Source organism: Pedobacter hartonius (genome assembly GCF_900107535.1).
Lineage (GTDB): Bacteria > Bacteroidota > Bacteroidia > Sphingobacteriales > Sphingobacteriaceae > Pedobacter > Pedobacter hartonius.
The window spans coordinates 115,989-141,624 of sequence record NZ_FNRA01000009.1 but is presented as its reverse complement, the minus strand read 5'-3'; the positions used below and the strand labels follow the sequence as shown (position 1 = coordinate 141,624).

The 25,636-nt window shown below is 44.1% G+C and carries 29 protein-coding genes; 18 read left to right on the top strand and 11 right to left on the bottom strand.

Translation table 11 applies throughout. The annotated features are described in order from the left end of the window. Positions 1-12: 12 nt before the first annotated feature. The 3 genes from BLW16_RS15945 to BLW16_RS15935 all read right to left on the bottom strand — a co-directional run bounded on the left by BLW16_RS15945 (position 13) and on the right by BLW16_RS15935 (position 4,259). Positions 13-1,338 (bottom strand): BamA/TamA family outer membrane protein, encoded by a 1,326-nt coding sequence (locus tag BLW16_RS15945; RefSeq protein WP_245735326.1) that lies wholly within the window; start codon positions 1,336-1,338, stop codon positions 13-15. A gap of 96 nt (positions 1,339-1,434) precedes the next feature. Further along, positions 1,435-1,728, bottom strand: a complete 294-nt coding sequence (locus tag BLW16_RS15940) for a hypothetical protein (protein ID WP_090558434.1) — start codon at positions 1,726-1,728, stop codon at positions 1,435-1,437. Positions 1,729-1,874: 146 nt separating this feature from the next. Beyond that, complete coding sequence (locus BLW16_RS15935) at positions 1,875-4,259, bottom strand: outer membrane beta-barrel family protein (protein WP_090558432.1); 2,385 nt, start codon at positions 4,257-4,259, stop codon at positions 1,875-1,877. Positions 4,260-4,385: 126 nt separating this feature from the next. On the opposite strand from BLW16_RS15935, the gene BLW16_RS15930 reads away from it, so the two are divergent. From BLW16_RS15930 to BLW16_RS24055, 8 genes are all read left to right on the top strand, one after another. Next, the gene (locus tag BLW16_RS15930; protein ID WP_090558430.1) at positions 4,386-5,843 is read left to right on the top strand and encodes a sensor histidine kinase; all 1,458 of its coding nucleotides are present in this window, start codon (positions 4,386-4,388) and stop codon (positions 5,841-5,843) included. Continuing rightward, on the top strand, positions 5,840-6,526 hold the full coding sequence (locus tag BLW16_RS15925) for a response regulator transcription factor (protein ID WP_090558428.1): 687 nt from the start codon (positions 5,840-5,842) through the stop codon (positions 6,524-6,526). Before BLW16_RS15930 ends, BLW16_RS15925 begins: the two co-directional genes overlap by 4 nt. A gap of 74 nt (positions 6,527-6,600) precedes the next feature. Continuing rightward, positions 6,601-7,044 carry an AraC family ligand binding domain-containing protein gene (locus tag BLW16_RS23745; RefSeq protein ID WP_245735324.1) on the top strand — a complete coding sequence of 148 codons (444 nt, stop codon included), beginning with the start codon at positions 6,601-6,603 and terminating at the stop codon, positions 7,042-7,044. Between the two features lie 75 nt (positions 7,045-7,119). Continuing rightward, positions 7,120-7,395, top strand: a complete 276-nt coding sequence (locus BLW16_RS23740; protein ID WP_245735322.1) for a hypothetical protein — start codon at positions 7,120-7,122, stop codon at positions 7,393-7,395. Continuing rightward, positions 7,395-7,538, top strand: a complete 144-nt coding sequence (locus BLW16_RS23735) for a helix-turn-helix domain-containing protein (RefSeq protein WP_245735320.1) — start codon at positions 7,395-7,397, stop codon at positions 7,536-7,538. The genes BLW16_RS23740 and BLW16_RS23735 overlap by 1 nt, the downstream gene beginning before the upstream one ends. 78 nt (positions 7,539-7,616) lie before the next feature. Next, positions 7,617-7,826, top strand: a complete 210-nt coding sequence (locus BLW16_RS23890) for an SDR family NAD(P)-dependent oxidoreductase (protein ID WP_262497162.1) — start codon at positions 7,617-7,619, stop codon at positions 7,824-7,826. Beyond that, positions 7,817-8,458, top strand: a complete 642-nt coding sequence (locus BLW16_RS15915; protein WP_262497161.1) for an SDR family NAD(P)-dependent oxidoreductase — start codon at positions 7,817-7,819, stop codon at positions 8,456-8,458. The genes BLW16_RS23890 and BLW16_RS15915 overlap by 10 nt, the downstream gene beginning before the upstream one ends. A gap of 178 nt (positions 8,459-8,636) precedes the next feature. Further along, entirely contained in the window at positions 8,637-8,927 is a 291-nt protein-coding gene (locus BLW16_RS24055; protein WP_394332025.1) for an ABC transporter permease, read from the top strand. A gap of 43 nt (positions 8,928-8,970) precedes the next feature. Here BLW16_RS24055 and BLW16_RS23305 read toward each other — a convergent pair whose 3' ends face one another. The 5 genes from BLW16_RS23305 to BLW16_RS15890 form a co-directional block, all read right to left on the bottom strand. Next, positions 8,971-9,108, bottom strand: coding sequence for a hypothetical protein (locus tag BLW16_RS23305; protein WP_175470608.1), 138 nt, complete (start codon positions 9,106-9,108; stop codon positions 8,971-8,973). A gap of 89 nt (positions 9,109-9,197) precedes the next feature. After that, on the bottom strand, positions 9,198-9,665 hold the full coding sequence (locus BLW16_RS15905; protein ID WP_090558424.1) for a lipocalin-like domain-containing protein: 468 nt from the start codon (positions 9,663-9,665) through the stop codon (positions 9,198-9,200). Between the two features lie 65 nt (positions 9,666-9,730). Next, positions 9,731-10,390 (bottom strand): DUF6266 family protein, encoded by a 660-nt coding sequence (locus BLW16_RS15900; RefSeq protein ID WP_090558422.1) that lies wholly within the window; start codon positions 10,388-10,390, stop codon positions 9,731-9,733. 5 nt (positions 10,391-10,395) lie between these two features. Then, on the bottom strand, positions 10,396-11,040 hold the full coding sequence (locus tag BLW16_RS15895) for a DUF6266 family protein (protein WP_090558420.1): 645 nt from the start codon (positions 11,038-11,040) through the stop codon (positions 10,396-10,398). Positions 11,041-11,526: 486 nt separating this feature from the next. Continuing rightward, positions 11,527-12,591: an N-acetylmuramoyl-L-alanine amidase family protein gene (locus BLW16_RS15890; RefSeq protein ID WP_090558418.1), complete on the bottom strand. Its 1,065-nt coding sequence runs from the start codon at positions 12,589-12,591 to the stop codon at positions 11,527-11,529. Positions 12,592-13,096: 505 nt separating this feature from the next. Between BLW16_RS15890 and BLW16_RS15880 the strand changes: the two genes are divergently transcribed. The 3 genes from BLW16_RS15880 to BLW16_RS15870 all read left to right on the top strand — a co-directional run bounded on the left by BLW16_RS15880 (position 13,097) and on the right by BLW16_RS15870 (position 17,364). Further along, the gene (locus BLW16_RS15880; RefSeq protein ID WP_090558413.1) at positions 13,097-13,714 is read left to right on the top strand and encodes an RNA polymerase sigma factor; all 618 of its coding nucleotides are present in this window, start codon (positions 13,097-13,099) and stop codon (positions 13,712-13,714) included. Between the two features lie 93 nt (positions 13,715-13,807). After that, positions 13,808-14,833, top strand: coding sequence for a FecR domain-containing protein (locus BLW16_RS15875; RefSeq protein WP_090558410.1), 1,026 nt, complete (start codon positions 13,808-13,810; stop codon positions 14,831-14,833). A gap of 11 nt (positions 14,834-14,844) precedes the next feature. After that, positions 14,845-17,364: an outer membrane beta-barrel family protein gene (locus tag BLW16_RS15870; RefSeq protein WP_090558407.1), complete on the top strand. Its 2,520-nt coding sequence runs from the start codon at positions 14,845-14,847 to the stop codon at positions 17,362-17,364. 35 nt (positions 17,365-17,399) lie between these two features. Here BLW16_RS15870 and BLW16_RS15865 read toward each other — a convergent pair whose 3' ends face one another. Further along, positions 17,400-17,993 (bottom strand): DUF4142 domain-containing protein, encoded by a 594-nt coding sequence (locus tag BLW16_RS15865; protein ID WP_090558612.1) that lies wholly within the window; start codon positions 17,991-17,993, stop codon positions 17,400-17,402. 44 nt (positions 17,994-18,037) lie between these two features. On the opposite strand from BLW16_RS15865, the gene BLW16_RS23300 reads away from it, so the two are divergent. From BLW16_RS23300 to BLW16_RS15855, 3 genes are all read left to right on the top strand, one after another. Further along, positions 18,038-18,187 carry a hypothetical protein gene (locus BLW16_RS23300; RefSeq protein ID WP_175470607.1) on the top strand — a complete coding sequence of 50 codons (150 nt, stop codon included), beginning with the start codon at positions 18,038-18,040 and terminating at the stop codon, positions 18,185-18,187. A 305-nt stretch (positions 18,188-18,492) separates the two neighbouring features. Beyond that, the gene (locus BLW16_RS15860; RefSeq protein WP_090558610.1) at positions 18,493-19,266 is read left to right on the top strand and encodes an HAD-IIA family hydrolase; all 774 of its coding nucleotides are present in this window, start codon (positions 18,493-18,495) and stop codon (positions 19,264-19,266) included. Between the two features lie 142 nt (positions 19,267-19,408). Beyond that, positions 19,409-20,299: a glycosyl hydrolase gene (locus tag BLW16_RS15855; RefSeq protein WP_245735319.1), complete on the top strand. Its 891-nt coding sequence runs from the start codon at positions 19,409-19,411 to the stop codon at positions 20,297-20,299. A 119-nt stretch (positions 20,300-20,418) separates the two neighbouring features. Here BLW16_RS15855 and BLW16_RS15850 read toward each other — a convergent pair whose 3' ends face one another. Continuing rightward, complete coding sequence (locus BLW16_RS15850) at positions 20,419-21,021, bottom strand: acetate uptake transporter (protein ID WP_090558404.1); 603 nt, start codon at positions 21,019-21,021, stop codon at positions 20,419-20,421. 96 nt (positions 21,022-21,117) lie between these two features. Continuing rightward, entirely contained in the window at positions 21,118-21,492 is a 375-nt protein-coding gene (locus BLW16_RS15845; RefSeq protein ID WP_090558402.1) for a DoxX family protein, read from the bottom strand. 181 nt (positions 21,493-21,673) lie between these two features. Here BLW16_RS15845 and BLW16_RS15840 point away from each other — a divergent pair, with 181 nt between their 5' ends. The 4 genes from BLW16_RS15840 to BLW16_RS15825 are packed head-to-tail and all read left to right on the top strand — an operon-like array spanning position 21,674 to position 25,634. Next, positions 21,674-22,729: an AAA family ATPase gene (locus BLW16_RS15840; protein WP_090558399.1), complete on the top strand. Its 1,056-nt coding sequence runs from the start codon at positions 21,674-21,676 to the stop codon at positions 22,727-22,729. Positions 22,730-22,745: 16 nt separating this feature from the next. Continuing rightward, a complete protein-coding gene (locus BLW16_RS15835) occupies positions 22,746-23,627 on the top strand; it encodes a DUF58 domain-containing protein (RefSeq protein ID WP_090558396.1) in 882 nt (293 codons plus the stop codon). A gap of 8 nt (positions 23,628-23,635) precedes the next feature. After that, entirely contained in the window at positions 23,636-24,643 is a 1,008-nt protein-coding gene (locus tag BLW16_RS15830; protein ID WP_090558393.1) for a hypothetical protein, read from the top strand. Beyond that, positions 24,624-25,634 carry a vWA domain-containing protein gene (locus BLW16_RS15825; RefSeq protein WP_217631586.1) on the top strand — a complete coding sequence of 337 codons (1,011 nt, stop codon included), beginning with the start codon at positions 24,624-24,626 and terminating at the stop codon, positions 25,632-25,634. Before BLW16_RS15830 ends, BLW16_RS15825 begins: the two co-directional genes overlap by 20 nt. Positions 25,635-25,636: the final 2 nt, after the last annotated feature.

Here is a 25,636-nt window from a genome sequence, read left to right as displayed (position 1 = left end):
GAAATATACAGATTAAAATGCTTCATTCAAACCGAGGAAGAACCCGCGGTTACCATAATTACCAAAAGCATAGTCCAGACACAGGTTGGTACGCGTAGTTTTATTAAACAGTACCCGTAAACCTCCGCCTCCGCCAGGCTGCCATTTTTCAAAAAGATTTGTACCTAAATTATCGTTGGCAGTTTGCACATTGAAGAACGTAACACCACTCAGGAACTTATTCTTTGTGATGGGGAAGCGGTATTCCAGTTCCGAATAGGAGTATTTGGTGCCTTTAAAATAACCTACGGTGTAACCCCTGCCACTACGGAAGGCCGGATCTTTACCACTGCCGGGCAATTCCAGGTAAGGCACGGCACCGCTGATCAGGTAAGAACCCCAGTTCCAGAAGGCCAGCACATGTTCTGGACTGGCGCTGGAAAGGCTCCAGTATTTTCTGAAATCTGACGTGAATTGCAATGCGTTTTTTGTACTGCCCAGCCAGGTCTGGTTACCCCTGAAACCTATATCAGCATAAATGCCTTTATAGGCACGGTTCTGATTGTCACGTGTAGTATATTGTATATTAAACAATAAGCCGTTGGACGTATAATTGCCGCGGTCAAATCCGTACCGGTCTGCATAAATATTATAGGGTGTAAGATCGGTTTCAGACACCTTATCTTCAATTTTTCTTCTGGTATCAAAGGATACACCACCGCCTACAAATAGGTTATCTTCGATCTGTTTGTATACTTTTTCACGGAAACTGTAGTACTGCGCATGGAGCACATAACCTTTACGGTCCGGGTTGCTCAGCACATGGTCTGCTTCACTTTCATCAGAGCCTTCACCGATGCCCAATCCATAATCGGGCGTAACGGTCTTTGCCGCAACCAGGCTTCCCTGGAAGTTCCATTTATTTCCCGGAGTATACACATTGTGGTTGATGTAAAAATAAAGGATTCCCTTAGTGGTAATGGATGCTGAGGTAGAAGCAACAGACAGTAGTGTATTCGGGTCACTGCCCAGTTTTCTTCCTGCCACAGCCTTAATTCCTATTTGGGCGCCAATACTCGGGTTATATGCTATGTTAGGGATGACAGTAATTCCGGAAGGTTTTTTGCCCTGTTTTTGCTGGCGCTTAGGGTGGGCAACCTGCCTGATAAAGTCGGAAATATCATACTGTTTGTTAACACTATCGGTCAGTTTCTGTTCTTTTTTTGCAACGATGCGTAATGAACCTGCCTTCACAGAGTCAGTGGGTATTGTCTGGCTATAAGCACAAACATTTAGGCCTGTAAGTATGGCGAGTATCAGCAATAACTGATGAAGGCCGGGGCGCAGCTTTTTTTTCAAGTGTAATAATAGTTTATATTCCAAGTTAATATTTCAGGTGTAATTAACTAATAGCAAATTACAGACCAAGAAATATTGAAATGCTGATCGCCAGGGTCAGAGCAGGCAGGATTCGATAAATTCATCCAGTACTTCGGTAGTCCGCGTGTTTTTTTCATCAGGCTCAACGAGGGTGATCTGTGCTGGATTCACGTCAATACGATAAATCTGTGTCCCATCCGGATCCTCGATCGAGATGATATCCTGGCCAAGGCCATAGTTCAGTGACCTGACTTCAGTCAATGACCTGCCGGTTCTTTTGGCACTGGCATAAAATTCGGCAAAATGGTTCTTCAGCTGGTCGTACAATAGTTTAGCGGGAATTTCTTTAGTGTTTGTATAAGTTTTCAAGGGCTTTTATTTAAATGAACGTTTAGATGGAGGATGTTTGAAATTAACATCAAAAAAAGCCCAATGTTTTTTTAAAGTTTGACGAGTTAACAACCTTCAGTTGTTGCGGGTTTAAAGCAGATGCTTGCTGCGCTTGAAACAAGCTCCTAATTACTTCGTCGTCTTTCCTCTTCACTTGCAGTCTGTCTTTTTCGTGCTTCGGCTACACTTTTACCCAATTTGTAAGAAAAACTTATCGTAATATTCCGGGTGTCGTTCTGCTGGTAAAGGCCATTACGCTGATCCAGGTAATTGATATCAATCTTATACGGGTTCTTATAAAAAATATCGGCTGCCGTAAGGCTGATGGTTCCCTGTTTGTTCAGCACGGGCTTACTGATGCCGGCACTTACATCATAGGTCCTGGCAACATGAAGTGATCCCTGCTGAACGGGGCTCAGATACCAGCCGCTGAGCTCAGCCTTAAGTCCGTTGTTTTTGCTGATGGTAAAAGCGTGGGTAGATTTCAGGTAGTAGTAAAAGCTGTTTTCGTAGATACCATTTAAGTACAATGCCTGTTGTCTTCTTGCATTCCCCTCAGCGTAATTATTGATTTCCCACCAGGAGAAGGGATGATTGACGGTTGACAGCTGCAGCCCGATATCCCTGATTCTTCCGAGGTTCTGCTGCGTATCATAAAAGGTTTTGGTCACATTGTCCTGAACGGTAACGTTGCTGGCCAGGTCATTGGTCAGATGATAAACACCGGTAATGGTATAGTCCTTTTTAAGCGTATAACTCAGTTCTACGCTATTGGAAATTTCAGGCCTTAAGAATGGATTACCATTTTGGTAACTGTAAGGGCTTGAATAACTTTTTGCAGGGTTCAGCTGCACATAATCCGGCCTGTCTATCCTCCGGACGTAATTGATTCCAAATACATGGTTTTCTGATAGTTTGTAGGTGATAAATGCCGTGGGGAACAGGCGCAGGTAGGTGTTCCTGTTGAGCGAATCCAGGGACACCGAATATCCCTTTGTACTTGTTTTTTCTGCACGCAGGCCTCCTGTAAGACTCCATTTACCCAGATCAGCAGAGATACTGGTATAAGCTGCTCCTGTTTTTTCCGTATATCGGAAATAGTCACTCCTGGCCGCATCGAAAAATGGTTCAGTGCCTGCTGTATTGAAGAAATCAAAGTGATTTTCAGAAGTTATGCCCGTGTATTTCAGGCCGGATTCCAGCGTCCATAATTTACCAAGCCTGTAGTCGTAATCTAGTTTGCCCGACCAGATATTGATCTTTTGTGTGGCAGGGGTGTTGATATGGTAAGGCGCAGCGCCCAGGCTCCCGTCAGGCAGTACCGAAAGATTATCTACCTGCTGGGTATTTGCGCTGTTAAATGGAACATAGTCCAGGTCAACATTCAGGCTCTGGCCTGCAGTATCCAGTTTGATCTTGTAGTTGAGGTTAAAACTATACTGGTCGGTACGGCCCTGATTCCGGTTAGTAGTGTGCAAAACGGAATCCGTTGCCAGCCGGTGGTTGTTGTAAATGTTGGTCAGCCCCTTACTTCCACTTGAATTAACGGCATTGCTTCCTGTCACCAGGATACCTGCTATCTGGTTATCCGTTAAGTTATAATCAATCCCAACTTTATAGTTGTGTGCCTCATTGTCTGATCGTGTAAGCCTGTCCCGGTCCCAGTAAGCATAGGAATCAGGAGTCTGGTAAATGGTATAATTGGTCAGGTTACGCTGGATATTCCTGTTGGTATAACCGTAACTGCCAAACACATTCAGCTTATCTTTCCTGTAGTTAAAGATCCCGTTGCCCCGGTAACTGTCCCTTTTTCCGCGGATATAACCTGCATTTAAGTTGGCATTAAAACCATCCGATTTTATTTTTTTGGATACGATATTAATGATAGCGCCGCCCTGGGCTTCGTACCTGGAGGGAGGGTTAGACATCACTTCTATTTTGGAGATGTTCTCTGCCGGAAGGCTTTGCAGGTAAGCAGTGAGGTCGGCTGCCGAGAGGCGTACAGGTTTATCGTCCATATAAATCGTCACTGTTTTATTGCCGGCCATGATGCTTCCATCAGAATTTGCTTTCAGCCCGGGAGCTTTTGTCAGTGCCTCGTAAACAGTACCTCCACTGGCTATAGCACTGTTTTCCACATTGAATACCACGCGGTCTGCTTTGCGTTCAACCGTAGGTTTCCGGAAGGTGATAGCTACTTCCTTTAGCTGCTGGTTTTCGTGCTGCATCGTTAATTTAAGGCTGTCCTTTGGCATGCTGAACTGACGTACAAGAGGTTTGTAACCCACCAGGGTCACCGACACCTGGTAGGTGGCGGGACTGAGCTGACCGAAACTGAACCGGCCCCGGTCGGCCAGCTGGTTATTGATGACCCGTCCGTTTTGTGACAGTATTATGGTTGCTGCATCCAGTGGTTTGCCGGCTTCATCGCTGATCATTCCGTTTAAGCTTTGCTGGGCAAAAAGAGGGAAGGGAAGGAGTAGAAAGAGGAAATAGAAAAATGATTTCATTTGCTGAAAAATTTATGCTGCAAACCTACCCCAGCGCTTCCTAAACGGAAGTTAAGTTGAGTTAAATAGAGTTAAATCGTACATTGGGTTAAACTATTGCCGGTAAATTATGAGGATCTTAGCACTATGAAATGGCTCAGGGCAAAACATACCTATACGCTGATCGTGCTTTCCCTGCTGCTGAGTACCGGACTGCAGTTTGTCTGGCTGCAACAGCTTTTTTTGGCACAGCGGAAGCAGCTGGAGCAGGAACTGGAACAGGTGGTCAGCAATGCATCCCAGCTCAATATCTTCAGCAGCCTGGTATCCCTGAGCGGGCCGGCAGATCAGCGCCGCCTGAAGAGATTTTTTCTTTCCCCGCAGTGGAGGCTGATGCGGCAGGCCTATGATAACATGAAAATGTCTGGTGTGAAATCTACCTACAGCATTTTTATCCGGGGTGACAGCACCGCTGTTCAGATGAATATGAGTTTGAAGGATAAGCCCGGAAAACCCGGAACATATAAAAAGCCTGTGAATGCCGTTGGCAATATGACAGCCGAACAGGTCATGATTAGTGACAGTATCTCACTGATCACGATGAAGAGAAGGGTAACATCCGAATTGAAGAAGCTGGGCATCAATCAGCCGGGGTATGACAAGATCTTCGAATATCCTTTTACTAAAGTGCAGAAAAATACTCTTCCCAAAGGGCAGGAACAGGTATTTGCGAGTAAGCTGTATTCCTTTAACCTGCAGGGGACGCAGCGGTACCAGCTGGTGCTGGCAGAGATCAATTCCATTGTCTGGTACAGGATGCGTTATTATCTTGTTTCGTCAGTTCTGATGATCCTGCTGACCTGTATGGCCTTCTATTTTATCCTGCGGCTGCTGCGGAACCAGCAGTTATATGCCGACGCAAGGGCAGATTTTGCAAGTAACATGACCCATGAGTTTAAAACACCAATTGCCACGGTATCGGTTGCACTGGAATCAATCACCAAATACAACCTGGCAAATGATCCCGAAACCCTGCAGCATTACCTCGATATCAGTCAGCATGAGCTGCAACGGTTAAACCTGATGGTAGAAAAAGTGTTGCATATCAGCCAGGATAACGCCGGCGAACAACCCCTGAACCTGGAACTGTATGAAGTACAGGCGGGGTTGCAGCAGGTGATCAATTCCATGAAACTGCAACTGCAGAAGAGCCACGCCGGCATCCGCCTTGTCCCTTCTGCAGAACCTTGTTTCGTATATGGCGATCCGGTGCATTTAACAAATATCTTTTATAACCTGATTGACAATGCGATCAAATATGCCGGGGATGCATTTGAGATGGAGATCAGCTGCGAATACCAGGGCAACCAGGTGATACTGACATTTAAGGACAACGGGCGGGGGATCGAAAAAATTCACCAGGATAAGGTGTTTGAACGGTTCTACAGGATCACGGGGGCGGGCGATACACACGACGTTAAAGGATCAGGACTGGGCCTGCATTATGTACGGCAGATGGTAGAAAAACACAGGGGCATGATCAGGCTGAAAAGCGAGCCCGGCAAAGGAAGTACGTTTATCATTACTTTACCCGCAGCAACATGAGCTTAAAAGTATTATATGCAGAGGATGAGCCTTTTTTGTCGCGCATTGTTAGTGACGGATTAAAAAGCAGCGGTTATACCGTGCAGGTGATCGATGACGGAAACCTGGTTATGGACGCCTATCATTCCCTGGCGCCTGATATCTGTATCCTGGATATTATGCTGCCTTCAAAAGACGGTTATATGCTGGCGCAGGAACTGAGGAAGGTGCAGAAAGACCTGCCCATTATCTTCCTGAGTGCCAAAGTGCTGACCGAAGATGTAGTGAAAGGGTTTAAGATGGGCGGGAATGACTACCTCAAAAAGCCCTTCAGTATGGAAGAGCTGCTGGTCAGGATGGAAGCCCTGTTACAGCGTTTCGGAGCGGAAGCTGAGGTAGCTGAAAGCAATACGGTATATACTTTCGGCCATTGCCAGCTGGACACGGTCCATCAGAAGCTCAGGACGTCCACCGGTGAATATTCGCTTTCTTTCAAAGAATCAGCATTGCTGGAAATGATGATCCTGCGGAAGAACGATGTGCTGGAACGTGATGAGGCACTCTTAAAGATCTGGGGCGATAACAATTACTACAATACCAGGAGCATGGATGTGTTTATGACACATTTGCGGAAGCTGCTGAAGGACGAGCCTGATATTCAGATCATGAATTTACGGAGCATAGGATATAAAATGATCTGTTGAGGGATTTTCAGAAAAATACACGAAATTTGTGTGAACATTCTGATCTTAAATTAACAGATCAATGGTATTGAACGATGAAAAAACCAGATATTCCGCGTTTAAGTATTGAAAAGTTCCAGGAAGCAGGAATGAATATCCCGCTTTTACAGGTGGAGCATTATCATGCTGAAGCAAGTTTCAGTATCAAAAACCGAAGCTGCCACCTGGCTAATGACTACATTGCTCCCAACCGCAGGAAATTCTATAAGCTCATGCATGTTACTGCAGGCTCAGGTATCCTTACGATAGGACTGAACAGATATCATATCAGGCCTTATATGATCGCATTCATCCATCCCGATGAAATCATCTCCTGGCAGTCTGACGCTGCCGCCGAGGACGGCCACTTCTGCCTGATCCATCCTGTGTATTTTGAAGAAGTCACACACATGGCCGGTCTTTTTAAAAACTATCCTTATTTCCAGGCCGAAAAGGCCGTGGTGGAACTGGATGAACAACAGTCCTTAAAAATAGCGTAGTATTTTGAAAATATCTGCGCTGAAGAAGAAAGTGAAAATGAGGATAAAAGGCAGGCAATCTTATTGCAGCTGCAAATGATCTTTTTGGAAGCAAAGAGGGCTGGAAAGAATAGTGAAACTATTCTTGTGAATGACCATTACCGCTATATACATGATTTTCTGGCTTTACTGGAATCTTCCCTCCGGGTCAATCATACGGATGACCGGGTGAAAATCAAAACCGCTGCCGAATTTGCCGAGCTGCTCAACGTGCATCCCAATTATCTCAACAGCCTGGTGAAGGGCCAAACAGGTAAAACCCTGAGGGACCATATTCAGGAGCGTTTGGCATATGAAGCAAAAACCTGCTGATGCATACCAACTGGGATATCAAAGCGATCAGCTATGCCCTGGGCTTTTCAGAGCAGGCGAGTTTTACGGCATTCTTCCAGAGGTTAGAAAAGATTTCGCCTTCGTTTTTCCGCGATCAGACTAAACCCATGGTAAATAGTTGAAATGCCCAAGTTTTCCTTTCATTCTCTTAAATAAAAATCAGCCTGACGTCCATTCCTTTGTACCATAAATTAATAACAATGGAAAATCAAAAGAAAACATGGTTGATTACCGGTGCATCACAGGGCATCGGACTGGAACTTGTACAACAGCTGCTTGCCAAAGGATTTAACGTAGCGGCAACAGGCCGGAACCTGGAAACACTCAAAAGTGCCGTTGGTGTTTCCTCTGAGCAGTTCCTGCCCCTGCAAGTGGATCTGCTGGATGAAAAAGTATTGCCGTGGCAGTAAATGCCATCCTTCAGCAGTTTACAACAATAGATTTCCTGGTGAATAACGCTGGATTTGGTTTGATCGGAGGGATTGAAGAAACTGTTAAAGATGAAGTTCAGGCGAGTTTTGACCTGAATGTATTCGCTCTGCTAAGCGTAACACGCGCAGTTTTGCCGCACATGCGGAAAGCAATGTCGGGCCATATCTTTAATGTATCATCCGCCTTCGGCTTAATCTCAGGTGCAGACTGGGGGATTTATTGTGCCACCAAATTTGCAGTTGAAGGCCTTTCTGAAGCATTGGCACAGGAAGTAAAACCCTTTCATATGCATGTGACAATCCTGGAACCCGGATATTTCCGGACTAACTTCTTAACCTCCGGTTCAGTAGCGGTGTCAGCCAATCCGGTTGAGGCTTATACCGAAATCGCTGAACTGAAAAGGAAACATCTTACAGAGATCGACGGCACCCAGCCGGGCGACCCGGTTAAGGCAGCCAGGGTGATTATAGCAACTGCGGCACTTGCAGAACCACCGCTCAGGTTATTGCTTGGTTCTGATGCAGTAGGTTATGCAAAATACAAAGTCAGTATGCTCGAAGAAAGCATAAAGAGCAACGAACGAATATCTTTCTCTACTGATTTCGATTAGTTGAGGCGGGTTTAGGATGTGCGATTACGCACATCCGTTGTTCAATGCCGAAAATCAAATCTCTGTGTAACGGTCTGAATCATAGACAACTATCCTATATTGCTGTTTCTTTAAACTGGCATGTTCTTTCGTCATGCAAATGAATAGCTATGCTGTACCTGAATTTTAGAATTGCTTTGTGGAACATTTTAAAGAACCCGGGGTTCTCATTGATCAACATCGGCGGACTTGCCATAGGTCTCGCCTGTTGTTTGAACCAAATGCCGTTTTCATTACCAAAAGCACAGCAAAAAAATTATTCGGTAATGAAAACCCTGTTGGACAAAGCATCAAATGGGATAACCTGAGGCAGCTGAAGGTAACAGCTGTGACTAAAGACCTGCCGAAAAATGAGAGTCTGCAGTTTGATGTATTGCAGACTGGTGATCGCCAGTATCAATTATATGAACCTTTCTACTGCACAGTCTGAAAAGAGGGCGAAGGATGGGGATCATTGCAGGCAGTTACCCTGCTTATTTATCGTCCTTTACCCCTGTAAAAGCGCTGAAAGGCTTTACAGGAAGAGGCAGGTCTTCTCTGCCCATCCGCAAGATCCTTGTGGTATTACAGTTCAGCCTTTCCATCTGCATGATCATTTGTACGATCATCATCGGCTGCTTTTGTTCCGATTCTATGCGTTCAAAAATATTATAATCAGTAGGTATGGGCTCTTTATCGAATTTAAACCTCAGGATCCATGCTATTTTTCGTTGACCTTCAAATACTTCTCAGTAATCGTCTGGTCAATTCCGGAGGCTTCAATTTTCTCAATTCCGGTCTGGATCAGCGTATCATTTTTAATGGTCACCTTAAAGGTGAATTTTTTGCCTTCCCAGTTCCTGTCATTGTAGTAATCCAGAAACTCTGTGTACTGATCTCCTGCAAGCTGATATCTTCCTCCTCCGGCATCGAATTTATTTTTGCCTTCGGCATCGGGTTTTATGTTATGCCTTAAAAACGCAAAATGCGTGTCGTTGATGATTTTGATCATCTGCTGGTCTTTTGTATAATCTGTAAAGGTAGTGAGGCCTTTGGAAACTTTCGTTCCCGATACCAGTTTCCAGGTTCCTTTGAGCCTCGTGCCTGGTTTTTCTTTCTGTTCATTACTGCTTGAACAGGATGAAAGAACTGTGGTCAGAAGCAGGAGAGTGATAATATTCAATTTCATAAAATTCAGATGCGGTCTAATTAACAGATAGTTGACTTTTACAGATAAATATAATACAATATATTCTATGGCAATACGATTGAGCCAACATAATCACTTCTGGATACAGATTTCTGATCCGGAGAAACAAAAAATATATACGCATGAATGAGATGCCCTGATGATCCTGCGGTCAGTTTTCGGGTATATGAAAGTGCCGATCTTGATGTGCAATTATCAGATATAACAGCTCGTTGTGAACTGACGTCATAACACAGGATAAATGCATTATCATTGCCAATCTCCCTGAGCTTAACGGTGTCCGGAATTTCCCAGCTGATGGTCACGGTGTCTTTTTTTTCGGCGATGATCCTGCTTGACCAGGCCATTTCCCTGTTACCCTGGCTGATCACAATTTTGGGATAATTGATCTCAAAATTCGGCTTAGTACCCGTTATTGCATGTGCCAAATTATATTTCACCGCAGATTGGAATGCTGCATTCACATTTTTCTTATTGTTAAAGCCTATGTTCACTAATTTTTTTGCACCGGAGATAAACGTTGAAATGAGCGCCAGTTTAAGGTTTTGAGGAGGCAATTCAGCCTTTTTCTTTTTCTTCTTGTTCACCTTATGAACAGGTGCAGCTTTTAGTACTTTCACATTCCGTACACTGGTGACAACAACAGGGCCAATTCTTCCCTTTATTTCTCCCAGCAAAACATCTCTTTTTTTTACAATCGCCATGATTTTTATTGATTATCCCAAATGATCTGACCTAAATAAACACTGTTTGATACCCTTTCCCGGTCTTCGGAAATAAAGGCGATATAGGTTTCGATCACTTTTTTTCCTTTGAAGGAGGGAAGCAGAATAGTATGTTTTTCTGATGTTCTCGGAGATCCGCTCTGCACGGTCATGGCCTGAAGTGTTTCCGGGAAATATGCCACCAGCATTACCTGGTCCCTTTCGTCATTTCCTTTAGTCTCTGGGTCTGCTTCCCAGCTAAACTCCAGGCAGTTTCCTGCTAATTTTACCTGCGGATTTTTTGGAAGGGGCAACCCACCCATAGAAAAGATCACTTTTGTAAAATCGATCTCTACGTTGGGATATTTACCCGTCAGCGCGTTTTTTTTATTTAGTGAGAAGGCCAGACTGTGAAAGTTCCATCCGGGTTCTTTTGGAGTTGTTTTGAATCCGGCGCGGATAAATTGGTTTACAGGATTGAGCAATAAGGTGGTTAACCCAAATCCCATCTGATTCCCCAGTTGAGCATCTGAATAAGAATCGACCACTCCAATGGTGCGGCCTACGATTTTTCCGTTCAGTTCGTAGAAAACCATATTTCCTACTCTGCCGATAAGGGTGCCTAAGGATCCCGGTCTTAATGTCGCCATAATTTATATTTTGTTGCTTAAATAATTACTCTAAGATAATTAACAGTTGTATTAGAAACAAATTTAAATTTAATATATTTAAATAGTGTATGTATTACATGTAACTAACTGACAGGTAGTTTGTAGCGAGTTGTTAGGGTCTTTAACCCTAAAGATACCGAATATGACCCCTGCCAACCCCCTATCAACCCCCTATAGAAGTTATGTTCTCCATACGCTTATCTCAGTGTTAGAATATGTTCTCCATAATCTATCTGACATCCTTTAATGACGTTGAAACGGGGTATTTTTTAGAATGACCTGATTATCGTTAACTCAGATAGTATTATGGGAAAGAATTATCAAAAAAAAGACTCCTGAACGGAGCCCTGCGATCATCTGATATGGAATCGGGTTTATTGAATGAAGTTCTGATACAACTGTTTTAGATTTGCTTCAGCTTGTAAAATGGCGGGGAAATTCGCATTTTCTATTTTTTTTGTGTTTTTATAATGGGATGAAAAATTCCTTTGTGCGCAATTCTTCTGTTTTTGCTTCATCATCCTGTTTCATTTTTTTCAGGAGCAGGGCCATCTGCTCATGGCATTGTGCGGAAACGTAAGAATCAGGAAATGAGGTGGCAGAACGTTTGAGCAATTCAAACGCGGCCCTGTATGATGTGGTGTCATTCTTTTTGCTCAGATTAATTCCTTCTGTATAGTCGGCAAACCAGTTACGGGCAATGCTGTTTGTGCGCTGTGCTTCTTCGAGCACGGGAAAAGAGGGGATCTGAAGGGACATTTTCTCAGGTTTGATCTCCCGTATTTTTTGCGTAAAAAACGCCTGGATACCTGTAAGGTAAGCCTTTGCTTCAGCCTCATTGTATGCCGGTTGTTTCAGGCGTTGTTCTTCGCCGGGGCTGGTAAAGAACGAGGCTTCGGCCAGGACCCCGGGAATGCCATAACTGTTGCGCAATACGGATGATCCTCTTGAAGGGAAGATCACGTAGTCAGACAGAAGGCTTTTTGGCGTACTGCGGCGGTAGAAATGTTTTTCGAAGGCAGTAGCGAGTGCTCTACCAAAGGCTGCGCCCGCAAGGTTTTCCGACGCTGCACCATGGAAATAGATGATCGGGAAATTGACAGCCGTGTCTGCAGTGGCGTTATGGTGTATGGAAATCAGCAGGTCTGCTTTTTGCTGAACGGCCATTGCGGCCCGGTCTTCGAGTTTGACGAATATATCGGTATTGCGGGTAAGGATTACTTTGGCACCCTGTGCCTCCAGTTTCTCTTTCAGCAGCAGGGCTACCCTCAGATTGATCCATTCTTCCCTTTCCCCGTGTAATCCCTTGCGATAGTGGTCTGTTGCTGCCGTGCCGCCATGGCCGGCGTCAACGCAGATGACCTTATTGTGGAGTATGCCGGAATCTGGGGGTGTCAGCAGTGCTGAAATTTCCATTGCGGGAGCTGCTGGAAGTTGGCCTTTCAGCAAAACAGGAAGTTTAGGCCCGGCTGCTGCGGCAAGCTGCAATGCCGTGAAACATAGCGGGAGCAACAAAAATGTCTTTTTCATTTTAGGATTAGTTTTCGTATTAAAAATTCTGCTGCCGCCTGATCTACTTTGAACATGTGTTCATATTTCATACAGTATTGCGTATCATCGGGAATCATCAGCGTTTCAAAGGATACTTTCTTTTTGCGGAGGCGGATGATCAGGTCTATGCTCTGATGGAACTTTATATTCCCGTCAGAGGATGAATATCGGTCAGTATTTTTAATGACAATATAAAAATTTTATTTTTAAATTCCTGCTGGCACTTTCAGTATCATTCTGGCTGATAATAGTAAGAAATACCTGAATCAGGAATAAATAAATCTTTATTGGACCTATTTTTAAAATAACAATTAAAAATGAAAGGTTTTTATTAATAATTCTTAATATTTGTTGCAGGCCCGTCACCTGAATGATCAGTATTAAAAATTATGAAAAGCGCTCAATCATTATTTTTCCGGAGAATTTTACTGCCGGACTGTAGATTTTATAAGAATTGTCCGGGACAGCTTAATGTTTCAGAGGTATGATGGATCATTCGACGAACCGAACGGCTATATCGCCCGCTGAGCATTGGCTATTGTTTAAGAACGGAGGTGCAGACTCGCTTGAAGCGCTGTATAACCAGTATTCAAATGGGTTATACAATTACGGATCAAAATTCAGTCCTGATAAGGATTTGATCAAAGAATGTATACAGGAGTTGTTCGTCACCTTGTGGACAAGGAGAAAACATATCGGCAATCCGCCGGACGTTAAAAATTACCTTTTTAAAGCTTTCAGGCTTTCTGTTTTTAAAAAAACAGCCTTCCTTCAAAAAAAACAGGAGTATCTTGAAACTGAGGATTACCCTTTCGATGTGACGCTGAACATTGAAGATGCTATCATTTCTGCTGAGCAGAATGAAGCCCTGAAAGCAAAGCTTGGGATTGCAGTTAACCAGCTAACCAACCGGCAGAAGGAAGCAATTTTCCTTAAGTTTTACGAAGGCCTTTCCTATGAAGAGATTGCTGCGATTATGGATATCTCGGTGAAAGCTACTTACAAGATCATGGCCCGTTCGCTCAGATTTCTCAGGGAAAACCTGTCAAAAGATGATCTGCTTATCCTGTTATTGTTGTTGCATTTAAAATTATATAGTTGATATATAGTGTTTTGAAAATGTTTTAGAAAAAAAGCCTGCGGACTTGGGGTGAAAAATAAGTTTTCCAGCTAATCGGATTGAAAAAAGAAAATTATGGATAAGCGATTTGCTGATTTTAGTGCCCCTACGCTGGAAGATTTTATAGATGATCCGAGGTTCAGCCTGTGGGTGCTGCACCCGGATGAAACACTTGATGTTTTTTGGCAGCAGGTGCAAACCGACTATCCGCAAACGCAGACAGTCATTGCTGAAGCAAGGCAGATCATACTATCGCTCCGGTTTACGCGTGATGAAATGCTGCCTGAAGAACAGGCCGCCCTGTGGCAGTCTATTGAGTCCGCTGCAAAACTCCGCCGGAAACCTGTACTTACCCTTTCACTTTGGTTGCGGTCTGCAGCAGCGGTACTGATAGCAGGATTGATAGGGCTTTCCCTGTTTTACTATAATGCACAGCAATCACTGACGGTTAGTACCGCTTACGGGAAAATCCGGACGTTGAGTTTACCTGACGGTTCTGTGGTTACGCTGAATGCCAATTCTGTACTGCGTTATCCAAAAAAGTGGAATCCTGAGAAGCTGAGGGAGGTGTGGATTGACGGAGAAGCCTATTTTAAAATCAGCCACCTGCATTGCTCAGGCAAGATAAAAGAAGGGGAACGTTTCATTGTGCATGCGCAAAGGCTTAATGTAGAAGTGCTGGGAACATCATTTGATATCCACAACAGGAGGGGGCAGGTGAAGGTTGCGTTACTTAGCGGAAGCATAGGTTTGCAGGTTAAAGGAAAGGACGAACCAATTTTGAGACTGGTGCCGGGAGAGCTTGCTGAATATCAGGAAAAAAAGAAGACAATCTCCAAAATGCGGGTGCAGGCGGGTGATTATGTGGCATGGAAGAATGCTGAACTGTTATTGAATAATACGCCTCTGAGGGATATATTGCTGCTGATTGAAGATAACTATGGATACAAGGCAGTATTAAAAGATCCTTCTCTGGGGAATAGGAAGCTGTCCGGAAAGTTCAGTTTCAGTTCTGAGGATGCTTTTTTCCGGGCTATAGCTACATCTCTGGGAATTTCTATCCTCAAAGATCAGTCTGCTCATCAATTGATCATCAAATAACCGGGAGCCTGATGAGAAAATTTATCTTATGTCTGTTGCTGTTTTTCTGTAAAGCTGTTCAGGCCGCGCCCGGTAGTCAAACTATACATGTGCACTTTGCTGGTAATACCGTTTTTAACGCTGGATTACAGGACAGCATTCCGCTAACTGAAGTGCTTAAACAGGTCACGGCGCATTATCAGGTTAATTTCATGTATGAAGAGCGCAACCTCAGTACAAAAAAAGTAGTATTTTCAGCAGGAAAATTTGCGGGACAAACTCTTGAACAGCTGCTTACCGCAATCCTTCAACCCCTGCATTTAAGCTGGTCTGAAATTGATGCGAAGAACTACTCAGTCTATCCCTCAGAAGGGAGACTTCAGCAAGCGCAACGGGATAGCGGGGTAATCCCTCCTGTTTCAAAGCAGGATACAGCCGGTTTCTTAAGGCCGGGATGGAACCTCGCCGTACAGCCAAAAGATTCAGTACGCGAGACACTCAACGAAGTGAAGATCATATCCAGAAAGGCTGTCGTTGAAACGAAGAGCGACCGGATAATCTATAATGTAGCGAATAGCGCAATGGCTGTCGGAAATTCAATCCAGCTGCTCAAATCTGCACCCTTCGTGAAAATTTCTTCGGATAATACGATCTCCTTACAGGGAAAAAATACAATGATCCTGATTGACAATAAACCCGTTTCTGATGCATCCCTGCAAAATATCCTGCAGACACTGCCCGCTGCAAATATCGCCCAGATCGAACTGATCACCCATCCATCAGCGAAGTATGATGGTACCTATGGCGCGGTAATCAATATCATCACCAAAAAAAGTCAGATCGAAGGGCTTACCGGGAATCTTGCAGCTGATGGTTCCAGGGGCAAATATAGCGCCGGTAATATCAATGGAGGCCTCACATACAAGCACAGGGGGCTGACGCTGTACGGTACAAGCGGATTAAATGTATCAGACGAGTTGTACCAGGTACAATCTGAAAGGGTATTGGGTACTGACGATGTACCGGATGTTCTGAGCAATGACTGGAGGCGCCTATCCCGCAGCGTCATGTTTTCTTTTCAGGCCGGTGCAGATCTGGAGATCGGTAAAAATCAGACGCTGGGTGCGATAGTCAGCGGCGGAATCTATCATTTTGACGGCCCCTGGACCACTAAGAATACCATCAGAAAGCAGGGCGGGGCAATTGATTCTGTTTTATATACCGATGGTACTTTTGATATGCCGGCTTCGACATTCAATTACAATTTAAACTATAAATTTTCTGCTGATTCCGGTAAGAATGAACTGACCGTACTGAGTACCTTTACACCATGGAAGCGCAATATTTTTCAATACTTCCCCTCTGTATTACTGAATAATGCAGGTGATACCCTCAACGTGCCTGCCACCTATGAGACGAGGAATATCACAAAGATTAACCTGTATATCGCCCAGGCTGATTACAGCCATACTTTTGATCAGCAGTGGAAACTGGAGAGTGGTGCAAAATTTCAGTATACGGCTTCTGCGAATTCGAATGAATATGAGTCTTACGGTGACGGGCAGTTTGTAAATGTTCCCGAATATTCTAATGACAACCGGTTAAAGGAATCAATATCTGGTGTTTACGCCATTTTATCCAAAGACTGGAAATCGGATAAGTTACAAATGGGCCTGCGTGTGGAGCAAACCAGGTCAAGTTTTGTGGGGAATTTTGATCAGAACTATTTCAATGCTTTCCCCAACCTTTTTTATCAGCATAACCTCAGTCAAACGGATAATATCTTTTTATCTTTTAAAAGGACTATCAACAGGGCACCTTATTATGAACTGGTGCCATACGCTGTTTTTCTGAACCGGTATACTGTGGAGCAGGGTAATCCGCTGCTCAAACCCTCATATGATAATATTTACACCCTCGGTACTGCCATTCGTAAAATGAATGTCTCGGTTATTTATACCTCCACCAGGGGAATGATTGCCTTGTTTCCTGTAAGACAAGACCAGGAGAGCAAGCTCACGTATTTTTCACGCCGGAACCTGGACCGTGCCTCTGACTACTCGGTATTCCTGGTGTTTCCGCTGCGGTTCAATTCCTGGTGGGAAACGCAGAACAGCGGGCAGGCATTGGGATACAACAGCGCGAGAGGAAAGGTTTACGAAGAAGATTATTCAATCAATGCTTTTCACTCCGACTTTAAATCTGCCAATATCTTTCAGCTCTCAAAAATAATGAAACTGGAGGTAGATCTTTATTACTGGACGAAGTATGTACAGGATCTGTCGCGCTACAGCGGGTACAAAAATGTTGATGCAGCTGTTCTTATTGATGTTTTTAAGGGGAAAGGACAGCTGAGGCTGGCAGGAAACCAAATCGTTTTTAAAAGGAACGATTTCAGTATACTTAAGGATTTCAGGACCTTCAGCTCTGCTGAAAGGATAAATACGGATAGCCGCAGGGTAAGTGTAGGGTTTACCTATAAGTTTGGGAAAACGACAATCAAATCCCCGGAGAAAAAATTGGGTAATGAAGAGGCGATGAAGAGGCTGTAAAGATGAAGGTACGGTAAAAAGGATGGGCTGTCTGTTTATTTAACTGCGCCATTGATTGCTTTTGCAGAATCGAGGTGCATTTTTAAGGTAGGCAATGTTTTCGCTGCAAAGGCTTTCAGCGTTGCATCGGGCAAACTTTTAGCTGCTTTTTCAAAGAGATCGATATCTTCTTTATGGTCATCGGTCATCATATCCATATAATGTTTATCAAATTCGGTGCCTTTGAGTTTTTTCATTTCATCAATATGGGTTTGAATGTCGTCGGGAAGTTTAGAAGGGATCAGGATATTTTTACCTGCGGCCAGCGTTGTGAGCTCCTTATTTGCCTTCGTATGGTCCCTGATCATCATTGCGCCGAAAATTTTAACCCTGGAGCTTTTTGCATTTTGCTGTGCAATATTACCCAGTTCTACTTCCATTGTACCTCCGGCACCGGCTTTCAGTGCAAATGTAGTGACAGTATTGCCAGAGGTATCTGCGGGATTTTTTATAGAGGTATCCGAGTCATAAGCAGGGAAACTATCAGCTGCTGCGCTATTGGCATCCTGGGCTTTTTCAGGATTGGAATTGCAGGCATAAGTCATTGAAATGAGGATCAAAGCTATCGGGAGTAAATTCGATTTTTTCATGGCATCTGCTTTATTTGTTTTTAACAAACTATAAATCTGTTTGTTTGATGAATTTGCGATCATTTATGCAGCTGGTTTACGAAATATTCCTGTGGCTTATCTGCAAAAAGGGTAAGTTACAGGATCAGCTAACCAAAGGTGCCGAGTTTATTGGTGGAATTGACGATATCCTGAGGATAGAAAAGTTGAAATAGAGTATATGTTAATCCTTATACTACGGATATCCTGGCAGTTGCTACCAGGGAAAACTTCTTCGATTTTGTAAACGATTGGCACCTTTACCTGTGCCAGCTTCCCCATTACCGGTTTTTATATCTGGTGGGGCAGGAAGAGGAAGGCATGAGCCGATTAATTTTATCAGAGAATAATTCGTCATTATTGGTGAAAAGGTTGTCCACAACAATTATATTCGCGCATAAATAAGATGTTTAATTTTCATCTCAATTTTTGGGATGTTATTCACCGGAGGTATAATTCACCTTCAAAATATACAAATGATATGCAGCAAGGACTTTTGATAGATATGGATGGTGTGATCTATAATGGAGAAACATTAATCCAGGGGGCAGATACTTTTATCGGGAATTTGATCAAGCAGGATATCCCCTTCGCTTTTATGACCAACAACAGTCAGCGTACAAGTTTGGAAGTGACCAGGAAACTGAAACGTTTGGGCATTGAGGTCACGAAAGAACATGTATATACAAGCGCGATGGCTACCGGGAAATTTCTAGGCGACCAGGGACATAGCGGAACTGCTTATGTATTGGGCGAAGGCGGGTTGTTAACGAGCCTGCATGAAAATGGAATTACACTGGTAGATACAGATCCTGAGTTCGTGGTTTTAGGTGAAGGAAGAAATTTTACCCTGGAAATGGTTCAGCGTGCGGTGGATATGATCCTGGCTGGTGCAAAGTTTATTACTACCAACAGGGACCCCTCTCCAAAAAAGCCAGGCTGGAATAACCTGGGTATTGCTGCTACCACGGCGATGATAGAAGAGGCTAGTGGCGTAAAGGCTTTTGTAATTGGCAAGCCCAGCCCGGTGATGATGCGCTCAGCAAGGAAATTCTTAGGACTGGAAACCGCAGGAACAACAGTAATCGGGGATACGATGGAAACTGACATCCAGGGAGGTGTTCAAATGGGATATAAAACCGTTCTGGTGCTCTCAGGGATTGCAAGTAAGGAGCGCCTGGGCAAATATGCATTTAAACCTGACCTGATAGTTGGATCAGTTGATAAATTGGAATTTCCATTAAAGTGGTGGTAAAATAAGGTTGTTGAGATTAAATCAATGAAAGAAGTACGTAGGGAGTTGATTTTTCCAATAAGAAAATCTTATTTGTATTTTATTATACATTTTGTAAATAATTTTTTCTTTTTCTACTGAATTATTATTAATTTCGTCTCCTATGATGAAGAATTTAAAAATAGCACTGATTTTCTTTTATGCTGTATTTTCGGGATGTAAGAAAGATACAAGCAGTAGTACTTCCATTGTTGATCATGTCGTGACTGCAACAGGTCAAACTACAACAGGTAAAAAGGGGGTATGCTTTAATACCGGAAATAAAAATGGCACTTGGTATGGAAATGTGATCAACCTTAAAAGTCACTGGTTCTATACCTGGGGACCTGATATTCCTTTTGATCTGGCACCCAGGAATTGTGAGTTTGTGCCTATGTTTTGGGGCAAGGGCACTGTTAGTTCTGCCAATGTTGCCTACGTGAAGCAGCTAAAGGCACTGGGCAGGGCGAAGTTTGTGCTTGGTTTCAATGAACCTGACCTGGCCGACCAGTCGAACATGAGCGTTGCAGATGCACTTGCAAGCTGGCCTAAACTGGAGTCTGTGGGTTTGCCTCTTGGGAGCCCCGCAACAGCCTGGCCTACAAGGAAGTGGATGTACGATTTTATGGATCAGGCTATTGCGCAGAAGAAACGTGTTGATTTTATTTGTGTCCATATGTATGTAGGTACGGATGATGCTGCATTTGTACAGGTATTGAAAGATTTGCATGATAAATATCATAAACCCATCTGGATCACAGAGTTTGCTACCGCGGCTAATGATGCTGCAACGATGGCTCAAAACCCATACACTCCGGGAATGGTGCTGAAATTTATGCAAAGGCTGCTTCCAAAACTGGAAGCTTTGGATTACGTGCAGCGTTACAGCTGGTTCTCCGGCGATCCGAAAAGCGCCAGACTCTGGTCTTCAGCTTTAGTGGATGCCAGTGGTAATCTAACTGCGCTGGGTAAATGGTACGCTGCCTATAAACCAAATACAGCTATTAAAAAGTAAGTATGATGGCGAAAAGCTTGATTCTGCTTTTTAATATGGCCTTATCCATGTCTTTCCGGAAACCGCCCCGGCGGTTGTGACAATCCTGCTGTTCGTTCCATACAGCAGGATTGTCAAAGCTAAGCAGTTTTTACGGGACCAATTGGCAGAACAACTCTTCCGTACATTTCATTCAGCACATTCGCTATTCCTGTATAGATTGCAGAAGCGCCGCAAATAATCCCCTCATATCCTGCAAAATGTTTAATGCTGGCATTCCCGGTAACATCGCCCGCAACAAGCAAAAAGAACAGGATGGTGAGTGAGCCAAAAACAAACTGAAGTGCACGGTTCAGCCTTAAGGTGCCGAAGAATAACAGGAATGTGAAAACTCCCCATATACTAAGGTAAGCGATCATCGCTGCTTCAGACGCAGGAGCGGCCCAGCCTAATTTGGGCATCACCAGCAATCCAACCAGGGAAAGCCAGAAAAATCCATAGGAGGTAAAGGCAGTGAGTCCGAAGGTATTGTTTTTTTTCGCTTCGATAATGCCGGCGATTACCTGCGCAAGTCCCCCATAAAAGATACCCATGGCCAGGATCATCGAGTTCATCTCAAAAAAACCGGCGTTGTGAATGTTCAGCAAAACGGTGGTCATGCCGAAAGCACAAAGGCCTAATGGAGCGGGATTGGCAGTTTCATTTGTTACAACGGCCACAATTGGGGGAGTACTTTCTGTCATACAAGTAATTTGGAATAGATATTTGGTTAAAATTCTAATGATAAATATAATATGATCAGGCTACTGTTATTGTAACATATTTGCGACTTGTTTTCTTTAATGCTCCTTCAGCTGATGGTAAGTGATATAGGAGATGATGAGCATGACGAGGCAGATGACCGGAAAATACCACATGCCTGATGGGCCGTCAACTGCCAGGAGGGCAATTGCTGCTGAGATAAAATCGATGCCAAAGGCTACATATGCCCATTCTTTGATGCGTTTTGGGAAAAACGGGAGGATCAGGATCAGTCCGCCGATAAATTTGCCGATACTCAGTTCCCAGTGAAACCAGAGCGGAAGACCAAGATGGGCAGTGCCCTCAAGCGCCATTTTACTTCCTGCAAAGAAGATCCCCGGTAAGATAAATGCGGCGAGGAGGCCTGTGGTTAGCCAATAAATGATTTTCGTGTTTTTAGTTGATGCGGTCATACGTAGATTATTTTAGATTTATAAATATCTTGTTCTCCGGATTGGCCACTGCGGTGTGAAAGTGACAATAAGTAGGGTGGGACGAGACAATTTAACACTTTTTAACATTTATATCTGATATTTTTCTGGCGAAAAATGGATATACTGTTTAAGTTTGCCTATCTATAAAATTAAAGGATTAATGGAAGAATTAAAGAGTAATACTGAGCAGCTGTCGTCAGATGCTACGGCCGCTAATTCATCGTATTCAACGGATATCAGGGCCATTAACGAAATGATCCAGCGCGAAAGTGCTTTTGTTGATCTTTTGAAAATGGAGATGGACAAAGTGATCGTAGGCCAGAAATATATGGTAGAGCGTCTGCTGATCGGGCTGCTGGCCGACGGGCATATTCTGCTGGAAGGTGTTCCCGGACTGGCAAAAACGCTGGCGATCAATACCCTTTCCAAAGCTATTCAGGCCGATTTCAGCAGGATTCAGTTTACGCCCGACCTGCTGCCTGCAGATTTGATCGGTACGATGATCTACAACCAGAAAAAGGAAGAGTTTGTGGTGAGAAAAGGCCCTGTTTTTTCAAACTTTATTCTTGCCGATGAAATTAACCGTGCTCCGGCAAAAGTACAGAGTGCTTTGCTGGAGGCGATGCAGGAAAGACAGGTGACCATCGGTGACCAGACCTTTCCATTGCCGAATCCTTTCCTGGTACTGGCTACCCAGAATCCTATTGAACAGGAAGGAACTTATCCGCTGCCCGAAGCCCAGGTAGACCGTTTTATGCTGAAAGTGGTGATCGGTTACCCTACAAAGGAGGATGAGAAAAGGATCATCAGGGCAAATATTGCCCCTCAGGGTATGTTAAAGCCCAACGCTATTGTACATCAGGATGATATTATCAGGGCACGCAAGGTGGTTAAGGAGGTTTATATGGACGAAAAGATAGAGCAATATATTATTGACATCGTTTTTGCCACGCGTTTCCCGGATCAGTATAAGCTGGATAACTATAAGAACCTGATCAGTTTCGGGGCTTCGCCAAGGGCAAGTATCAACCTGGCACTTGCGGCCAAAGCGTATGCTTTTATCAAACGCAGGGGATATGTGATCCCTGAAGACGTCAGGGCGATCTGCCATGACGTTTTAAGGCACCGTATTGGTCTGACGTATGAGGCCGAAGCAGAGAATATGACCACGGAAGATATTATTACGGGAATCTTAAATGCTGTTGAAGTACCTTAACGCATTTTCTTAAATTATGGCGAGAGACACCAAAGAGCTGCTGAAGAAAGTAAGAAAGATCGAGATCAAAACCCGGGGACTGAGCAATCACCTGTTTTCAGGCGAGTACCACTCTGCCTTTAAAGGACGGGGTATGGCCTTTAACGAGGTGCGCGAATACCAGGCCGGGGATGAGATCAGAACAATAGACTGGAATGTGACCGCCCGTTTTAACCATCCCTATGTGAAGGTTTTTGATGAAGAAAGGGAGCTGACGGTCATGCTGCTGATGGATGTAAGTGCATCGGAGAACTTCGGTACGCAAAGCCAGCAAAAGCAGGATCTTGCTACAGAGTTATGCGCAGTGCTTGCATTTTCTGCGATACAGAACAATGATAAAGTTGGCGTCATATTTTTTAGTGATAAAATTGAGAAGTTCATTCCGCCAAAAAAAGGACGCAGCCATATCCTGATGATCATCAGGGAGCTGATTGACTTTAAACCTGAAAGCAAGGGCACCGATGTGGCCGAAGCGCTGAGGTATTTTACCAGTGCCATTAAAAAGAAATGTACGGCTTTTATCCTTTCTGATTTTATGAGCCCTGCCTTTGAACAGCAGCTGAAACTGGCAAATAAAAAACACGATGTGATTGCCCTGCGCCTCTATGATAAACATGAAGAGGAGTTTCCTGATCTGGGGCTGATCCCGGTGAAAGACGAAGAATCTGGTTTGCTGTCATGGATAAATACCGGAGATAAAAAGATAAGGGCCGCTTTTAAAGCTGATGCATTGAAAAGAAATGCCCTGCTGAAGGATGTTTTTAGTAAATCAGGTGTTGACTTTACTTCAATCGGTACACATGAATCTTATATTAGCCCTTTGAGGACATTATTTAAAAAGCGGGAACGCAAACGTTAATAGATGATATGATCAAGAATTTCAACAGTTGTATCCTGGCTTTAATACTGTGCTGGTCTTGCTTTTGTCCGGATGCGGAGGCGCAGGATATTCAGGCAGTTGCCAAACTGGAGCAGACGGCTATCCGCATCGGCGACCAGACGAAACTGCGTTTATCCGTTTTCCAGCGGGTAAAACAAACGGTTGGCTTTCCAGCTATTGCAGATACGCTGAACAGCAAAATCCAGGTGATCAGCAGCAGTAAACAAGATACGATCCCCGATGAGAATGATCCTGAAAAGATCACGGTAACCAAAAGCTATGTGATTACCAGCTTTGATGCGGGAAGTTATACCTTGCCTGCTTTTGTGTTTACCGCAAAGGAAGGGGCTTTAAAAACAAATGAACTGATTTTACTCGTGCAGTCTGTTAAGGTAGATACAACGAAAGCCATTTATGACATCAAACAGCCGCTGGCAGTTTCCTATACATTTACCGACTGGATCAAAGACAACTGGCAATGGGTATTGTTTCCCCTGTTGGGTATTATCCTGATTGCGGGGCTGGTCTGGTATTTGATGAAACGGCGCGGGAAAAAACCTGTTATTCAGGTAAATAAACCGTCGCTACCTGCGCATACGATAGCTTTAGCCCAGCTGACTGAACTGCGGAATAAGAAATTATGGCAGCAGGAGCAGGTAAAAGAATACTACAGTGAACTGAGTGATGTATTACGTGAATACCTGGAAAAAAGATACCAGATCAAAACTCATGAAAAAACAACAGACGAAATTTTTGAAGGCCTGAGTAAGGTGGCTATAACAGCTGAAAATAAAAATATATTGCATGGACTGCTGATGACGGCCGACCTGGTGAAATTCGCAAAGGGTAAACCGCTGCCGGTTGAGAATGAGCGAAGTATAGAGGATGCGGTGATTTTTGTATCGAATACGGCGGAACGAAAAACGGAACGCCCGGAAAATACAAAGGAGAACGCTGAAAACACAAAAGGAGGGGATGGTGCTGAACGTATTTAGTCAAATAGAATTTGCCAATCCGGGATTTTTCTGGCTGCTGCTGCTCATTCCGGCGATAGTTGCATGGTATATCCGCAGGGAACAAAAGCTGCAGGGCAGCCTGAGCGTATCTGCAGTAAATGGATTTTCGCTTCCGGTGAAAAGTGTGGTTCCACGCTTACGCCATCTGGGGATCATACTGAGGGCCTTGGCCTTGCTGCTGCTGATCATCGCCCTGGCCCGTCCGCAATCGGCATTGAGCTGGCAGAATTCCACCACGCAGGGGATTGATATCGTGATCGCCTCAGATATTTCAGGTAGTATGCTTGCGGAAGACTTTAAGCCCAACAGGCTTGAAGCAGGGAAGAACATTGCGATAGATTTTATCAAAGACCGCCCTGATGACAGGATAGGACTGGTGATCTTCAGCGGGGAGAGCTTTACACAATGCCCGCTAACGATAGACCATGACGTGCTGATCAACCTGTTCGCGGCCATCAAAAATGGAATGGTAGATGACGGAACGGCGATAGGGATGGGACTGGCTACCGCGGTTAACAGGTTGAAGGACAGCGAAGCCAAAAGTAAAGTAGTGATCCTGCTGACGGACGGATCTAATAATTCAGGATCAATACCTCCCGTTACTGCGGCAGAAATTGCAAAGCAGTTCAATGTAAGGGTGTACACGGTTGGTATCGGTACACATGGTTATGCGCCTTATCCGGTACAGACGTCAATGGGTGTGCGTTACCAGAATATGCCTGTGGATGTTGACGAAGGAACGCTGACTAAGATTGCCCGTATTACCGGCGGGAAATATTTCAGGGCTACAGACAATGAGAAGCTGAAAAGTATTTACGAGCAGATCGATAAACTGGAAAAGGCAAAGATCGATGTGACACAGTACCATAAAAAAACAGAATGTTTTTTGCCACTGGCCATTATCGCGCTGCTCTTATTGTTAACGGAGTTTATACTCAAAAATACTTTGCTTAAAGGAGCTTTAACTTAAAT